Annotated in this window: 11 protein-coding genes; 1 reads left to right on the top strand and 10 read right to left on the bottom strand. The window is 63.1% G+C overall.

The window, feature by feature from the left end; all coding sequences use genetic code 11:
* Positions 1-142: 142 nt before the first annotated feature.
* The 4 genes from ACYSMN_RS12875 to cobT all read right to left on the bottom strand — a co-directional run bounded on the left by ACYSMN_RS12875 (position 143) and on the right by cobT (position 2,882).
* A complete protein-coding gene (locus ACYSMN_RS12875) occupies positions 143-337 on the bottom strand; it encodes a hypothetical protein (protein WP_488924296.1) in 195 nt (64 codons plus the stop codon).
* A 135-nt stretch (positions 338-472) separates the two neighbouring features.
* The gene (cobC, locus tag ACYSMN_RS12870; RefSeq protein ID WP_488924295.1) at positions 473-1,063 is read right to left on the bottom strand and encodes an alpha-ribazole phosphatase family protein; all 591 of its coding nucleotides are present in this window, start codon (positions 1,061-1,063) and stop codon (positions 473-475) included.
* A complete protein-coding gene (locus ACYSMN_RS12865; protein ID WP_488924294.1) occupies positions 1,048-1,827 on the bottom strand; it encodes an adenosylcobinamide-GDP ribazoletransferase in 780 nt (259 codons plus the stop codon). The genes cobC and ACYSMN_RS12865 overlap by 16 nt, the downstream gene beginning before the upstream one ends.
* The gene (cobT, locus tag ACYSMN_RS12860; protein WP_488924293.1) at positions 1,824-2,882 is read right to left on the bottom strand and encodes a nicotinate-nucleotide--dimethylbenzimidazole phosphoribosyltransferase; all 1,059 of its coding nucleotides are present in this window, start codon (positions 2,880-2,882) and stop codon (positions 1,824-1,826) included. The genes ACYSMN_RS12865 and cobT overlap by 4 nt, the downstream gene beginning before the upstream one ends.
* A 296-nt stretch (positions 2,883-3,178) precedes the next feature.
* Here cobT and ACYSMN_RS12855 point away from each other — a divergent pair, with 296 nt between their 5' ends.
* Positions 3,179-4,876: a T9SS type A sorting domain-containing protein gene (locus ACYSMN_RS12855; RefSeq protein ID WP_488924292.1), complete on the top strand. Its 1,698-nt coding sequence runs from the start codon at positions 3,179-3,181 to the stop codon at positions 4,874-4,876.
* 181 nt (positions 4,877-5,057) lie between these two features.
* On the opposite strand, the gene acs is transcribed toward ACYSMN_RS12855, so the two are convergent.
* The 6 genes from acs to ACYSMN_RS12825 form a co-directional block, all read right to left on the bottom strand.
* Complete coding sequence (gene acs / locus ACYSMN_RS12850; protein WP_488924291.1) at positions 5,058-6,983, bottom strand: acetate--CoA ligase; 1,926 nt, start codon at positions 6,981-6,983, stop codon at positions 5,058-5,060.
* Positions 6,984-7,166: 183 nt separating this feature from the next.
* Entirely contained in the window at positions 7,167-9,344 is a 2,178-nt protein-coding gene (locus tag ACYSMN_RS12845; RefSeq protein ID WP_488924290.1) for an AMP-binding protein, read from the bottom strand.
* A gap of 273 nt (positions 9,345-9,617) precedes the next feature.
* Positions 9,618-9,995: a response regulator transcription factor gene (locus ACYSMN_RS12840; protein ID WP_488924289.1), complete on the bottom strand. Its 378-nt coding sequence runs from the start codon at positions 9,993-9,995 to the stop codon at positions 9,618-9,620.
* A gap of 263 nt (positions 9,996-10,258) precedes the next feature.
* Positions 10,259-13,027, bottom strand: coding sequence for an ATP-binding protein (locus tag ACYSMN_RS12835; protein WP_488924288.1), 2,769 nt, complete (start codon positions 13,025-13,027; stop codon positions 10,259-10,261).
* A gap of 290 nt (positions 13,028-13,317) precedes the next feature.
* On the bottom strand, positions 13,318-13,539 hold the full coding sequence (locus tag ACYSMN_RS12830; RefSeq protein ID WP_488924287.1) for a hypothetical protein: 222 nt from the start codon (positions 13,537-13,539) through the stop codon (positions 13,318-13,320).
* 117 nt (positions 13,540-13,656) lie between these two features.
* Positions 13,657-15,147, bottom strand: coding sequence for an MFS transporter (locus ACYSMN_RS12825; RefSeq protein ID WP_488924286.1), 1,491 nt, complete (start codon positions 15,145-15,147; stop codon positions 13,657-13,659).
* Between the last annotated feature and the right edge of the window lie 15 nt (positions 15,148-15,162).

The following is a 15,162-nucleotide window of genomic DNA, read 5'->3' as shown; positions in this document are numbered from 1 at the left end:
CCCCTCTCCTAGGGGAGAGGGGGAGCCGAACGAGAACAGGACACTCTACTTGTGGGGTGCTCCTAGTATATAAAGCCGCTCCCGCCTACGTACGGAGGATGCTACCATTTGGGAAAGCCATTCGCACCTTGGCGCGGATGGCTTAACCATTTCGTAAACCCGTTCGCACCAACGTGCGGATGGCTTCCCGAGTCAGGAAACACGTCCGCACGTTGGTGCGGATGGCTACACCTTTTCGGAAAGTCGTCCGCGCCAACGTGCGGGCGGCTTCCCGTTGTCGGAAACACGTCCGCACGTTGGTGCGGATGGCTTCCCGGTGTCGGGAACCTATTCGCACCAACGTGCGGATGGCTTTACTGGGTCGTACTGGGGCTCGCACTCAAGTGTGAACGGGTGTACCGCAGGTGGAAGTAGCCCACGCCAAGGTGCGGGTCGCGGTACTGATTCAGGGCCGGGGCTCCGCACTTCCCTCCTACTGGTTGGTGTAGGCCACGTTGAAGTGGCCGTGGCGGTGGCGCACTTTCGTGACGGAGCCGTAGTCGATGTCGAGGCGGAAGGCGTTGCGCAGGGGCAGGTCGAGGCAGTGGCAGAGCAGGCCGCGGATGATGGCCGAATGGCTGAAAATGAGCGCCGTGGCGGGTGGTTCGGGCCGGGCGAGCAGCTCGCTTAGGAAGGCCACGGCGCGGGCTTGCATGGCCTGGAAAGTTTCGCCGCCGGGCGCGGCGGTTTGCACGAAGTCGGCCATCCAGGGGTCCAGCTCGTGCGCCGGCAAGGCGTCCCAGGGTTGCAGCTCCCAGCGGCCAAAGTTGTATTCCATCAGCCGGTCATCAAAAGTGATGGGGCCCGTGGTTAGATCAGGCGTCAGGGCTTCGGCCAGGCCGCAGCAGCGCGTGAGCGGGCTGCTGAACGCGGCTACCGGCCCAGCGGCCAGCACCGGGGCCAGCTTGACGCGCACGGCCGCTTCGTCCTCGGCGTACGTGGCGGCGACCGGCACGTCGGAGCGGCCGTAGCAGATGCCCGCAGCCGTAGCCACGCGCGTGTGCCGGATCAAATAGATATCCATACTGAAGAGCAGAAAAACAGGTAGATAACTACTTCGGCCACTTGCTGCGTGGCGCCCAGGCAGTCGCCGGTGTAGCCGCCTATCCACTTCACGAAGTAGCGGGCCAGGTAAGCTTTTACGAGCCAAAGCGGCAGCACAACCAGCAGCAACGCCGGCTGCCGGAGCCAGGCGGCGTACAGCAGCAAGGGCAGCAGCCCAAAAAGCAGCCCCACGCTCAGCTCCGCGAAGCTGATTTTCTTGGCCACCGGCTTGGCTTTGCTGTCCTCGTTTTCGCGGGCGTACTCGTGGGTGTAGATGAAGGTGAGGGCCGTGGCGCGGCTCAGGGCGTGGGCCACCACCAGCACCGGCACCACGGCCGACGGTGGCAAACTGCGCAGGGCCACAAACTTGAGTGCCAGCATCAGTCCCAGCCCGGCCGCGCCGTACGTGCCCAGGCGGCTGTCCTTCATGATGTCGAGGATGCGCAGCTTGGTCCAGCCGCCCCCGAATCCGTCGCAGACATCGGCAAAGCCGTCTTCGTGGAAGGCCCCAGTCATGAGAATGCCGGCCACCATGCTCAGCAGCAGGGCCACGTCGGATGGAAACAGGAAGTGGAGCGCCCAGTAGGCGCCAGCCGCCACGCCGCCCACCAGCCAGCCCATCACGGGGAAGTAGATGGTGGATTTGTTGAGCAGCTCTTCCGAATGGCCCACCCACTTGGGGCAGGGCACGCGGGTGTAAAACATGAGGGCCGTGAAAAACAGCTCTACCTGGCGGCGCATCATACGGCGGCGGGCTCCGGCGCCTCGCTCTGGCTCACGCCCGCGCTTTCAAACGACGCCATTTCATTCAAAAAACTCACCGCCGACACCAGCAGCGGATACGCCAACGCGCAGCCCGTGCCTTCGCCCAGCCGCAAGCCTAGCCCCAGCAAGGGCCGCGCCCCCAGGTACGCCAGCATCCGCCCGTGCCCACTCTCCTCCGACTGATGGCAGAACACGCAATAGTCCAGCACGGCCGGGTGCAGGGCCGCCGCCACGAGCAGCGCCGCCGAGGCAATAAATCCATCGATGAGCAGCACCAGCCTCGCTTCGGCGGCAGCCAGCATGGCCCCCACCATCTGCGCAATTTCAAAGCCCCCGAAAGTAGCCAGCACATCGAACGGCGTGGTGGCGGCGCTATGGGTTTCGGCGGCGGCGTGCAGGATGGCGGCTTTGTGGCGGAGCTGCTCGTCGTCGAGGCCCGTGCCGCGGCCCAGGCAGTCGGCCAGGGGCAGGCCGGTGAGGCGGTGCATGAGCAGGCTGGCGGCGGAGGTGTTGGCGATGCCCATTTCGCCGAACCCGAGCACGTTGCAGCCGCTGGCCGCCACCGTGCGGGCCAGCGCGGCGCCTTTGGTCAGGGCTTGCTCGCACTGCTCGTCCGTCATGGCCGGCTCGCGCAGGAAGCTGCGGGTGCCTTCGGCTATCTTCTGATCGAGCACGGCCGGAAAATCGACGAAGCTGCCCTGTACGCCGGCATCCACTACTTTCAGCGCGATGCCGTGCTGACGGCAGAATACGTTGATAGCCGCCCCGCCGTGCAGAAAGTTGAGCACCATCTGGTAGGTGACTTCCTGCGGGTATTTGCTCACGCCTTCGCGGGCAATGCCGTGGTCGGCGGCGAAAACCAACAGGTTGGGCTTGCTCAGGCGCGGAGTGAGCGTCTGCTGAACGAGGGCCACTTGGCGGGCCAGGGTTTCAAGCTGCCCCAACGCACCTACAGGCTTGGTTTTGAAGTCGATTTTATGTTGGATGGCGCCGGCCAGGTCTTGGCTAAGCGGACGAATGTGGAAGTTGGGCATGAAGACGGGATTTGGCGCGAAGGTAACGGCCCCTCCCCGGATTCGCCGCCATACCGGCTGCGTGTGTGTGGCATGGACTTCAGTCCGTCGCCCTGGCATTGTTGTGGTTGGTAGGGCTACGGACTGAAGTTCGTGCCACACATACACGGTTCCGTACTGGCTACGCTTTAGCCTCTTGTGCTTACTTATTATTGTACTATATCAACACAAACTTCACGTCCTATTTCAAGCACAGCAGGCAACTTATATAAAAAAGTCCTACTTTTCGGGACATAGAACCTCACGAATACTACCTCATGAAAACATTTACCAGACTCACAATCCTTCTGGCGTGCTCCTTGTGCTTCCATGGCGCGGCCAACGCACAATTTGCCGTTACAGCTTCATCCTACTTAGGTGATGCGGCCAACGATGACCAGGTGCGCGGAAGCCGGATACAGTCGGATGGTACTATTGTGCTGGCGGCCAACCTAGGAACGGCCCGGCCCAACAACCTCACGCCCGTGCTGCTCAACAACGCAACGGCTACTTCCGGAGGCGCTATTCTGCGGCTGAGCGCCGATGGCCGTACGGTGCTGTCGGTAACGCGCCTGGCGGATAAGGTGAACGATTTGGCGCTGGATGGCAGCAATAATATTTACGTGGCGGCCGGCACGGCGGGCGTATTCAAGCTGACTCCCAACGCCGGCGCCGTAACCTGGAACCGCCTGAGCGGCTCCTACGTGCACCGCGTCGATGCGGCGGCAGATGGCACCAGTGTGGCACTGGTGCCCAGCAACGTGGGCGATGCCGATGGTGCCGCCGGGAATGGCCGCGTCACGGCATTCGATGCCAGCGGCACGGTAGCCGGTGCCTTCGACGGCTACAACAACACCCAGGACGTGGCGCTGGATGGCGCTTCCCAGACGATCAATACCATTGGCTGGCGGCAGGCCAACGCTTTCGACGGCACCCGGACTGAGCCCGTGCAAATTGCCTACCTGCGGGGCTACGGCTACAACGGCACCGTGAAGTGGACAGCCTACGACTGGTCGACGGACCGTACCTCGCCGCGCTTCATCAACCGGCCCGAAAACAATATGGCCGACACGCGCGGCTACCGCTGCTCCCTCGGGCGCGACGGCAAGCTGTACGCGGCTTTCGAGTGCGCGGGCGGCAACCACATTTTCCGCTACAGCACCACCGATATCACCACCCGAGTAAGCATCGTGGGCGGCGATCAGTACCACACCTTCAACAACACCCGCTCGGAGCACAAGACGTTTTTTGCGCGGTACGAGCCGGCCACCGGCGCTTACCTGCGCGGCCAGCAGCTAGTGAACCGCCTGCCCAACAGCTCGGGCAACACCATTCGGGTAAAGGGCGGTGAAATCAGCGCCGATGAAACCGGCCGGGTTTACATTGGCGGCGCGTCGGCCTTTGGCTTGCCGGCTCTCACCCTGAACCCGCCCAACCTGGGCGATTACACCGGCGGCGCGTGGTTTATGGTGATGAATGCCGATTTCAACCAACGCCTGTTCGTGACGCGCCTCAACGCGGGCGGCCAGACCGCCGCCATCGACGCCCGCACCATCAATGGCCGGGTTAATATCACCTGGGCCGGCCAGGCTAAGAACTCCGACCCCCAGTACTTGCTGAACGCCGTGCAGACCGCGGCCGGCGGCGGCACCTACGATGGTTTCTTTGCCGTTATCGGTTCCTCTACGGCCCTGAGCAACTTTGCGGGCCGCAACGCCGACGCCGCGCTTCAGCTGTTCCCCAATCCCGCGCGCAAGCAGTTCGCCATCGAATACGAAGCCGCACAGCGGGGCGCGGTACAAGTGGAAATCGTGGATGCGCTGGGCCGGCCCGCGGTGGGCGCTTTTGAGCGTGTGGCCCAAGCCGGCGCCAACAGCTTTACGGTGAGCGTGCCTACGCTGGCCCAGGGCATGTATCTGGTGCGCGTGCGGCAGGGCGGCAACACCTTCACGCAGAAGCTGGTGCTGGCGGAGTAGCGGGCCTCACCCCCCGGCCCCCTCTCCTAGGGGAGAGGGGGAGTCGAACGATAATTCTTTGGTTTTACAGGGGCTTTCGGGTCGGCAGAAATGCTCTGGACAAATATTGAGAGCACAATCTGATAGATATTAGAAGGGCCGATGCTGGTAGCATCGGCCCTTTTTGCGTGATAAATAGAAGCTATTTCTTGCCCGCGATAATCTCGTCTACTACCAGCGGGTCGAGGAGGGTGGTGGTGTCGCCGAGGTTGGCGGTGTCGCCTTCGGCTACTTTGCGCAGGATGCGGCGCATGATTTTGCCGGAGCGGGTTTTGGGCAGGCCCGATACGATCTGGATCTTGTCTGGCTTGGCGATTTTACCGATTTCAGCCACTACGGTTTCGATGATGCTGGCCTCGACGCGGGGCTTGTCGGCGTCGTTGGCGCAGGCGCCTTCGCGGCAGATCACGTAGGCGTAGATGCCCTGGCCCTTCACGTCGTGAGGATAGCCGACGACGGCGCTTTCCACCACGTGGGAATTCTGGTTGATGGCGTTTTCGATTTCGGCGGTGCCGAAGCGGTGGCCGCTCACATTGATGACGTCGTCGACGCGGCCGATGATGCGGTAGAGGCCCTGCTCGTCGCGGCGGGCGCCGTCGCCGGTGAAGTAGTAGCCGGGGTAGGGCGCAAAGTAGGTTTGGCGGGCACGCTCATGGTCGCCATAAGTGGTGCGGATGATGCCGGGCCAGCTGTGCTTGATGGCGAGGTAGCCTTCCTGGTCATTGCCTTCGATTTCCTGGCCTTCCTGCGTAAGCAGCACCGGCTGCACGCCGGGCAGCGGCAGGCCGGCGCGGGCCGGTACGCTCGGCGTAATACCCGCCAGCGCCGATATCATGATGCCGCCGGTCTCGGTCTGCCACCACGTGTCTACCACCGGGCAGCGCTCCTTGCCCACGTGGGTGTGGTACCAGTGCCAGGCTTCCTCGTTGATGGGCTCCCCCACCGAGCCCAGCACCCGCAGGGAGTCGAGGGAGTAGCTGAGCACGTGGTCGAGGGGGGCGGCCATGAGGCTGCGGATGGCGGTGGGCGCGGTGTAGAACACACTCACCGAGTGCTTGTCAATGACTTCCCAGAAGCGGCCGGGGCTGGGGTGGGTGGGGACGCCCTCGAACATGAGCGAGGTGGCGCCGGCCAGCAGCGGGCCGTAGAGCAGGTACGAGTGGCCCGTGACCCAGCCAATGTCGGCGGTGCACCAGTACACGTCGTTTTCTTCCACCTGAAACACGTTGCGGAAGGTGTAATCGGCCCAGACCATGTAGCCGGCCGTGCTGTGCACCACGCCTTTGGGCTTGCCGGTGCTGCCGGACGTGTAGAGGATGAAGAGCGGATCTTCGGCGTCCATCTCTTCGGCGGGGCAGGTTTTGGCCACGTCCTGGGCTTCGTCGTGGTACCAGACGTCGCGGCCCTCCTTCATCTGCACCGGCCAGCCTACGTGCTCGGTCACGATGACGCGCCGCACGCTGGGGCAATGTTCGAGGGCTTCATCCACTACGCGCTTGACGGGAATCTGCTTGGGGCCGCGGTTGAGGCCGTCGGCGGTGAGTACTACGCTGGCCTGGGCGTCGTTTACACGGTCGGCAATGGCGGTGGCGGAGAAGCCGGCGAAGATGACGGAGTGCACGGCGCCGATGCGGGCGCAGGCCAGCACGGCCACGGCGAGCTGCGGAATCATGGGCATGTAGAGGCACACCCGGTCGCCTTTTTCCACGCCGTTGTTGTGGAGCACGTTGGCGAATTTGCAGACCTCCTGGTGCAGCTCGCGGTAGGTGAGGCGCAGGTGGCGGGTTTTGGGGTCATTGGGCTCCCAGATGATGGCCAGCTTGTTGCCGCGGGTGGCCAGGTGGCGGTCGAGGCAGTTTTCGGTGATGTTGAGGCGGGCGCCGGCGAACCACTCGTTGTGGCCGGCGGCCATGTTGGAGGTCAGCACCTGGCTCCACTTGCGGCGCCAGGTGAAGGGCGCGGCCACGTCGGCCCAGAACTCTTCGGGCTGCTCGATGCTGCGCTGGTAGGCGGCGTGGTACTCTTCCAGAGTGCGGATGCGGGCGTGTTTGGGGGACGTGTCGGGCATGATGCGTGTGAGTTACCCCTCCCCAACCCACTCTTCCTTGATGCGGAACATCCAAAAGGGAGGGGCTCTAGTTCTAACATTCCTAGCTCTAGCAGTTGGTCAGCTTCGAGTAGGCAGAAGTGGGAGGTTGGGTGAGAAAGAGTTTATTGAAAAGTGTAGGAATGCTAGAAGCGAAAACTAGTACTAGAGCCCCTTCCTTTCGGAGCTGGGTTTTTCAAACGCCTGCCCTATGCCGCGCTTACTCAGCACGGTGCGGATTTCATCCAGAATCAGGGGGTCGTCGATGGTGGAGGGGGTGGGAAAGTCTTCGCCATCGGCGAGTTGGCGGAGGGTTTTGCGGAGGATTTTGCCGGAGCGGGTTTTGGGCAGGCGCTTGACGGTGGCGGCTTGGCGGAAGCTGGCTACGGCTCCAATTTTCTGACGGATAAGGCTCACGAGTTCTTGTTCGAGCTGCTCCTCTCCTATTGTTTGGCCGTCTTTGAGCACCACGAGGCCCACGGGGCGCTGGCCGCGCAGCTCGCAGGCAATGCCGAGCACGGCGCACTCGGCCACGGCGGGGTGGGCGGCCAGGATTTCCTCCATTTCGCCGGTGCTGAGGCGGTGGCCGGCCACGTTGATGACGTCATCGACGCGGCCCATGATGTAGAGGTAGCCGTCGGGGTCCTGGTAGCCGCCGTCGCCGGAGAGGTAGTAGCCGGGGAAGGTGTCGAGGTAGGAGCTGTGGAAGCGGGCATCGTCGTGCCAGAGGGTGGGCAGGCAGCCGGGCGGCAGCGGCAGGCGCACGGCCACGAGGCCGGTGGTGCCGGCGGGTACGGGCTGGCCGGCTTCGTCCAGAATTCGCACGTCGTAGCCGGGTACGGGGTGGCCGGCGCTGCCGGGTATGGGCGGGGGCATATCGGCCAGGCCCACTAATGTAGCCAGCATGGGCCAGCCCGATTCGGTTTGCCACCAGTGGTCTACGACCGGCACGCCGAGGATGCGGCCGGCCCAGTCGTAGGTGGCGGGGTCGCAGCGCTCCCCGGCCAGGAAGAGGTGGCGCAGGCTACTGAGGTCATACTTGCGGGCGAGCTGGCCTTCGGGGTCTTCCTTCTTGATGGCCCGGATGGCGGTGGGCGCCGTGAACAGCACTCGCACCTGATGGTCTTGTACCACGCGCCAGAACGTACCGGCATCGGGGGTGCGCACGGGCTTGCCCTCGAAGAGCACCGTGGTGCAGCCGTGCAGCAGCGGCCCATACACAATGTAGCTGTGGCCGACGGCCCAGCCGATGTCGGAAGCGGCCCAGAAGGTTTCGCCGGGCTGCACGCCGTAGATGGCGGCCATGCTGTATTTGAGGGCCACGGCGTGGCCACCGTTGTCGCGTAGCACGCCTTTGGGCTTGCCGGTGGTGCCGGAGGTGTAGAGAATGTAGAGTGGATCGGTGGCATCGAGCGGCACGGCGGGCACGGGCGCGGCGCGCAGCAGCTCCTGGTAATCTACGTCCTCGGGGTGGGCCGGGCCGGCCTGAGCGGGCGGTAAGGCGGCACTGGACGGTGGTACGAAGCTGGAGTACTGCTGCGGCTGCTCAATGTCAGGCTGCGGGTGATGTCTGTCTGCTTGCGGGTGATGTCTGTCTGGCTGCGGGTGATGTCTGTTCGGTTGCGGCTGCTCGCTGGCGGGCTGCGGGAGGTCAGTGTTCGGTTGCGGGTGCTCGCTGGTGAGCTGCGGAAGCCCCTGCCCTGTCTCGGCAGCACTCGGCCGTAGCTCGGCGGGGCAGAAGTCGCGCTGGAGCACCACTATGTAGGCGGGCTGGTGCGTGGCTTGCGCCACGGCGGCATCAATGAGGGGCTTGTAAGGCACGGCTTTGTCGAACTCCATGCCCGCCGAGGCGCAGACAATGACCTTGGGACGGGCGTCATCAATACGGACGGCCAGCTCCGGCGGCGCGAAGCCCCCGAACACCACCGAGTGCACCGCGCCGAGGCGGGCGCAGGCCAGCATGGCGACCACGGCTTCGGGCATGTTGGGCATGTAAATGATGACTCTATCGCCTGGCGCGACGCCCAGCCCGCGCAGGCCGCCGGCAAAGCGGGCCGTGAGGTCGAGCAGCTCGCGGTAGGTGTAGCGGCGCACGGTATGGGTCACGGGCGAGTCGTAGACCAGGGCGGTTTGCTCGGCGCGGCCGTTTTCAACGTGGTAGTCGAGGCAGAGCCAGGCGGTGTTGAGTCGCCCGCCGCGGAACCAGCGGAAGAAGCCGGTGGCTTCGTCCTGGCTCAGTACGGGTGCGGGCGGGGGCTGAAACCAATGGAGCTGCCGGGCCTGCTCGGCCCAGAAGGCAGGCGGGTCGGCGAGGCTGGCGGCGTGGGTGGTGGCGTAGTTCATGGTGGGTGGTGGACCTCACCCCCTAGCCCCCTCTCCTCGGGGAGAGGGGGGACTAGCTTTTAGTTTTTAGAGCTAGCTCCCCTGCTTAGTTAAGGAGGGGTTGGGGGTGGTTGAGGTTTAGAGTTAGATAGTAGAGCTAGTAGTCGTTCAACGAGTTTTACCACCCCGGCCTGCGGCCACCCCTCCTTGAAAAAAAGGAGGGGAGTTAGAAACTAGCTCTAGAGCTAGTTCCCCCTCTCCCCTAGGAGAGGGGGCTAGGGGGTGAGGCAACGGTTAGGGCGTTTGGCGGACGGCTAGTAGCTCTTTTACTTTTTCCATGAGCTGGCGGGTGCTGAAGGGTTTGGGGAGGTAGAGGTCGGCGCCGGCTTCGTAGCCTTTCTGGATATCGGCTTCTTTGCTTTTGGCGGAGAGCATGATGACGCGGGTGCCGGCGCGGTTGGGGTGCTGGCGAATGTGGCGGCAGACCTGGTAGCCGTCCACGTCGGGCATCATGATATCGAGCAGCACCAGGTCCACGGCGGTATGGTCGATGGCGTCGAGAGCCTCGGTACCGTTGCGGGCAATGCTGACCTGGTAGCCGTTTTTGCGCATCAGGAATTCGAGCGACATCACAATGTTGGGCTCGTCATCAACAATGAGAATGTGAGGCATCTTTTTTCAATTAAAAATTGAGAATTAAAAATGAAAAATTGTGGGGTAATGAGTGGCGTACATAGCGGGGTGGCGTGTTGGGGTGATGGTGCTTTTTGTTGGGTAGTGCGCGAGGTTTTAGACGAGCGAGGGCGAGGATTTAGTGGCGGGGTGGTGGGGTGGCTGGCGGGATTCTTCATTCCTTGTGCAGAACTGCCGGGCGGCGCGTACTTCGACCGGTCAGCCCGCAAAAAAGCGGGCAGACCGGAGGGCGTATTCAATTCTTAATTCTTCATTCCTAATTCTTCATTCTTTTCCACGGGTAGTTCGAAGGAGAATTTGGCGCCTTGGTCGGGTTGGCTTTCGACCCAGATGCGGCCGGCGTGCAGCTCTACGATTTTGCGGGTGATGGCCAGGCCCAGGCCGGAGCCTTCGGGCTTGCGCATGGTTTGGTGGCGGGCCTGGAAAAACTTGTCGAAGATGAGCTGGTGAAACTCCGGCGCAATGCCCTTGCCGTTGTCCTGCACCGTGATGCGCAGGGTGGCGGAGCCGGTTTCGACCAACACGCCGATGCGGCCGGAGCCGTCGGGGCGGCAGTATTTGACGGCGTTGGAGAGTAGGTTGACGAGCACTTGCATGAGCCGGTCCCGGTCGCCGGACAGGTGGGGCAGGCCGGGCGGCACGGCCACGTCGAGGTGGATGTGCTTGTCGCGCAGGAGCTGGCCCACGGCATCGAGGGCGTCGGTGATGACGTCGGCCACATCGACGGGCGTTTTGTCGAGGGTGGCCTTGCCGGACTCGTACTTTTCGAGGTCGAGGACCAGCGTGATGAGGCGGCTTAGGCGCTCCGACTCGCGGGTGATGGTGAGCAGGAAGCGTTGGCGCTCCTCCTCGTCCATGTCGGGGTTGTCGGAGAGGATTTCGGACAGGGCCCGGATGCTAGTGAGCGGGGTGCGCAGCTCGTGCGTAACGGTGTAGAGGAACTCGTCTTTGTGCTGGTCCAGCTCCCGGAGCTGGTCGTAGGCGGCGCGGAGTTCGTCGGTGAGGCGTTGTAATTGGCGCTGCTGCTTTTGGAGCTGGCGGTTGGCTTCGAGCAGCTGCTGGCTTTCCTTGAGAATGCCCACCACGTTGTCGAAGCTGATGTCCTCCACTCCCACCGAGGAACGCAGCAGCAGCCTAGCCGAAGCGGGGCCGATGGAGCCGGCGAGCAGCTTTTCGGCGTAGGCCAGCAGGCGCGGGTCGGCCTGGGGCGGGGCTAGGTCTTCGGTGCTGTGCGCCTCGGGGAAGCGGTCCTGGAAGGCGCGCAGGGCCTGGTTGGTGCGTTTTTTCCCGAGAAAGCCGGTGAGCAGGGCGCGCACGTCGGGCAGTGGGGCGGCGCTTTGCCAGCCGGCGGGTCCTTCGAACACGGTGCCGTAGCGAAACACGTCCACGAACACGTCGGCCTGGTGTTCTTCCAGGGCCGTGGGCGTCCGCAGCAACGACACGCCCACGTAGAGCCCCACGTTGAAAAACCAGCTCCAGAACAAGCCGTGCGACAGGTAGTCGAGTCCTTCGAGCCCGAACAGCGCAAACGGCCGCAGCCACGACAGCCCGAACAGGCCCTCCGTGAGCACCGTCCGCGGCAGCATATCCGGCCCGACCATGGTGGGCAGCACCAGCGTGAAAAACCAGAGCAGAAAACCCGCCAGAATGCCCGCCGTAGCGCCTTGGCGGGTCCCGCCTTTCCAGTAGAGCCCGCCCAGCACCACCGGCACGAACTGCGCCACCGCCGCAAACGACACCAGTCCAATGTTGACGAGCGGCAGCAAATGACCCACCACCGCGTAGTAGCCGTAAGCCAGCAGCAGCACCAGCACCACGGCCAGGCGGCGGCTGTGCAGGGCTACCTGGCTGAGGTAGGCAAACCAGCGCGTTCCTTCTTCGGTGCGCGCCGCCGGAATGCGCACCAGCAGCGGCATGAGCAGGTGGTTGCTCATCATCACGCTCAGGGCAATGGTTTCGACGATAATCATGGACGAAGCCGCCGATAGTCCGCCGAGGTAGATGAGCAGGGCCAGCCACGGGTGCCCCGCCTGCAAGGGCAGCGCCAGCACAAACGTATCGGCGTCGAGCAGCCGGCCCCCATCGAGCAGGCGCCCCCCAAAAGCCAGCGGCAGTACGAACAGGTTGATGATGATGAGGTAGAGCGGAAACAGCCACATGGCTTTGCGCAGGTGGTCCTCATTCACGTTTTCGACGACGGACACCTGGAACTGGCGCGGCAGCAGTAGAATGGCCGCCATACTGAGCACGAGCAGCGTGAACCACTGCGCCCCGCTGGTCCCGGCTCCTTCCAGCGTGAACAGCCGGCGCAGGTCGGGCACGGAGGCGGCGCGCTCAAACACATCCGCAAACCCGTCGAACAGGCCGTAGGTGACGAACAGGCCCGCCGCCAGAAACGCCACCAGCTTCACCAGGCTTTCCAGGGCCACGGCCAGCACCATGCCCTCGTGCCGCTCGGTGGCCTCGATGCTGCGCACCCCGAAAATGATGGTAAAGAAGGCCAGCGCCACCGTGGTATACAGCGCCGAGCCGGCCGCATCCGTCACGGGCAGGTTGATGGCACCAACGGGCCGGGTCAGGATGTCGAAGGAAGCGGCAATGGCCTTGATTTGCAGTGAAATGTAGGGCACCACACCCAGCACGCACACCACCGTGACGAGGGCGCCGAGCCAGGCGCTTTTGCCGTAACGGGCTGAGATGAAGTCGGCAATGGAGGTGAGGCGCTGCATGCGGCACACCCGAATGATTTTGCGCAGCACCAGCCAGGCCATCGGGGCCATGAGCGTGGGACCCAGATAGATACCGATGAACTCCAGCCCGAAGTGCGCGGCCCGCCCCACCGAGCCGTAGTACGTCCAGGCCGTGCAGTACACGGCCATGCTCAGGGCGTACACGTAGGGGTTGCTCACCAAACTCCGCCGCGCCGCCGACCGACGCTCCGCCGCATACGCCACCCCAAACAGCAGGGCGAGGTAGCCGAACGAAAAGCCAATGACGAGCAGGGTGGACATCTTTTAATTAAAAATTGAGAATTAAAAATTAAGAATTGGCCGGTGGCTCCGGTCTGCCCGCTTTTTCGGCGGGCTGACCGGTCGAAGGGCGCGCCATCCGTTCATTCTGAATTGGGGCGAACGAGCAGCCAGAACAACATCAGCTAGCGGCGACCGGTCAGCCCGCCGAAAAAGCGGGCAGACCGGAACGGACGACAATGAACAACTAACAATGAGCAGTGAACAGTTGCCGAGGTAGGTGTTCAGGAAGCTTCATTCACTCATTCACTCATTCACTCATTCACTCATTCCTAATTCTTAATTGATTTCACGAGCCAGCCGGTGAGCAGGACTAGCGCGGACCAGGTGAGCAGGACGTAGAGGTAGAGCACGGGCACGCCCCCTACCCGACCGTCGTGGTCGAAGACGGCGAGGAGCGGGAAGTTGAGTAGCACGCCGAAGAGCAACGAGACGAACAGCAGCCGCTGGCCGCGACGCTGTTCCTGGCGCTCCTGGGGCGGAATGGGTGGCATGGTGCGAGAGCAATGAAGTAGGCCAGGCAATGTAGCGTAGTGCTTCGGCAACATAACAAAGTCCGCCGAACCAACGGCCCGACGGACTTTGCATCATCCTACCGAGCGGGCGGTAGGCTAGGCCGCAGGATTGTCTTCCATGAGGCGCACGTTGCGCACGTCTTTCATCAGCGCCGTGCCGATAAACCAGCAGATCAGCGCAATAAGAACTGGGTAGAGCAGGCCCGCGAAGCTGCTGTACTCCTTGAACAGCGTGCCTCCCGGCTGGGCGGCGGCGCGCAGGGTGAGGGCCGTGGCAATGAAGGGCACGAAGCCCCCGAACACGCCATTTCCGATGTGATAGGGCAGCGAAAGGGAGGTGTAGCGCACTTTGGTGGGGAATAGCTCTACGAGGTAGGCCGCAATGGGACCGTAGGCCATCGTCACGAACAGCACCAGGCAGAACACCAGCGCCGTCATGGGCACGAGGCTGGGCGAAAGGGCCTTCATCACGGCGGGCACGGCTTTGCCGGTGGCATCCACGGTGGCGGCGGTTACTTCCGTGAGCGGGCCGGCAAAGGCTTTGAGGCCGTAGAAGATCGGAATGGTGAACAAGGCGCCGCAGAGCAGGCCCATCATGATGATTTTCTTGCGCCCAATCCGGTCCGAAAGGCTGCCGAAGTACACGAAGAATGGCGTGGCCAGCAGCAGGGCCACGCAGAGCACCACGCTGGCATCCACGAGGTCGAGTTTGAGCGTGTTCTGCATGAAAGCGTAGGCGTAGAACTGGCCGGTGTACCATACCACGCCCTGGCCCATAGTGGCGCCAAACAGCGAAATCAAGACCAGCCGACGGTTAACGGGGTTCACGAAAGATTCCTTCAATGGGTTGGTGCTGGTTTTGCCCTCGGCCTTAGCCTTGGCAAACAGCGGCGACTCGTGCAGCTTGCGGCGGATGTAGTACGAGGCAATTACCAGCAGGCCCGAGAGCAGAAACGGAATGCGCCATCCCCACTCTTTAAAGGCGTCTTCGCCCATGGTTTTGCGGGTGGTGATAATCACCAGAATGCTGATAAACAGACCCGCCGTGGCCGTGATCTGAATGAAGGAGGTGAAGTAGCCGCGGCGGTTGTCGGGCGAGTGTTCGGCTACGTAGGTGGTGGCGCCGCCGTATTCGCCGCCTAGCGCCAGGCCTTGCAGCAGGCGCAGGATGGTCACGATGATGGGCGCGGCGATGCCGATTTTGTCGTAGCTCGGAATGAGGCCCGTGACGAAGGTGGCGCCGCCCATGATGAGCAGCGTGAGCAGGAACGTGTATTTACGGCCCACCAAGTCGCCGATGCGGCCAAACACTAGGGCTCCAAACGGTCGCACCACGAAGCCGGCCCCGAATACGGCCAGCGTGCCCAGAATCGTGTCTTCAATCTTGCCGGTCGAGCCGAACAGAACCGGCCCGATGATGGCGGCCAGGGAGCCGAAAATGTAAAAGTCGTACCACTCGATGACGGTGCCTACCGACGAGGCCGTGATAACCTGCCAGATCTTGCTGGTGGACACCGCGTTGTTGTCGTGCTCTACCGGAGCGTCGGCGGCAGAGTAGCCGCCTGCGCGGGGAATGCTTTGTTCCATGGTGGGGTATGCGCT

It is taken from the genome of Hymenobacter sp. M1-2 (assembly GCF_057808495.1).
This window is presented reverse-complemented; position numbering and strand designations above follow the sequence as displayed.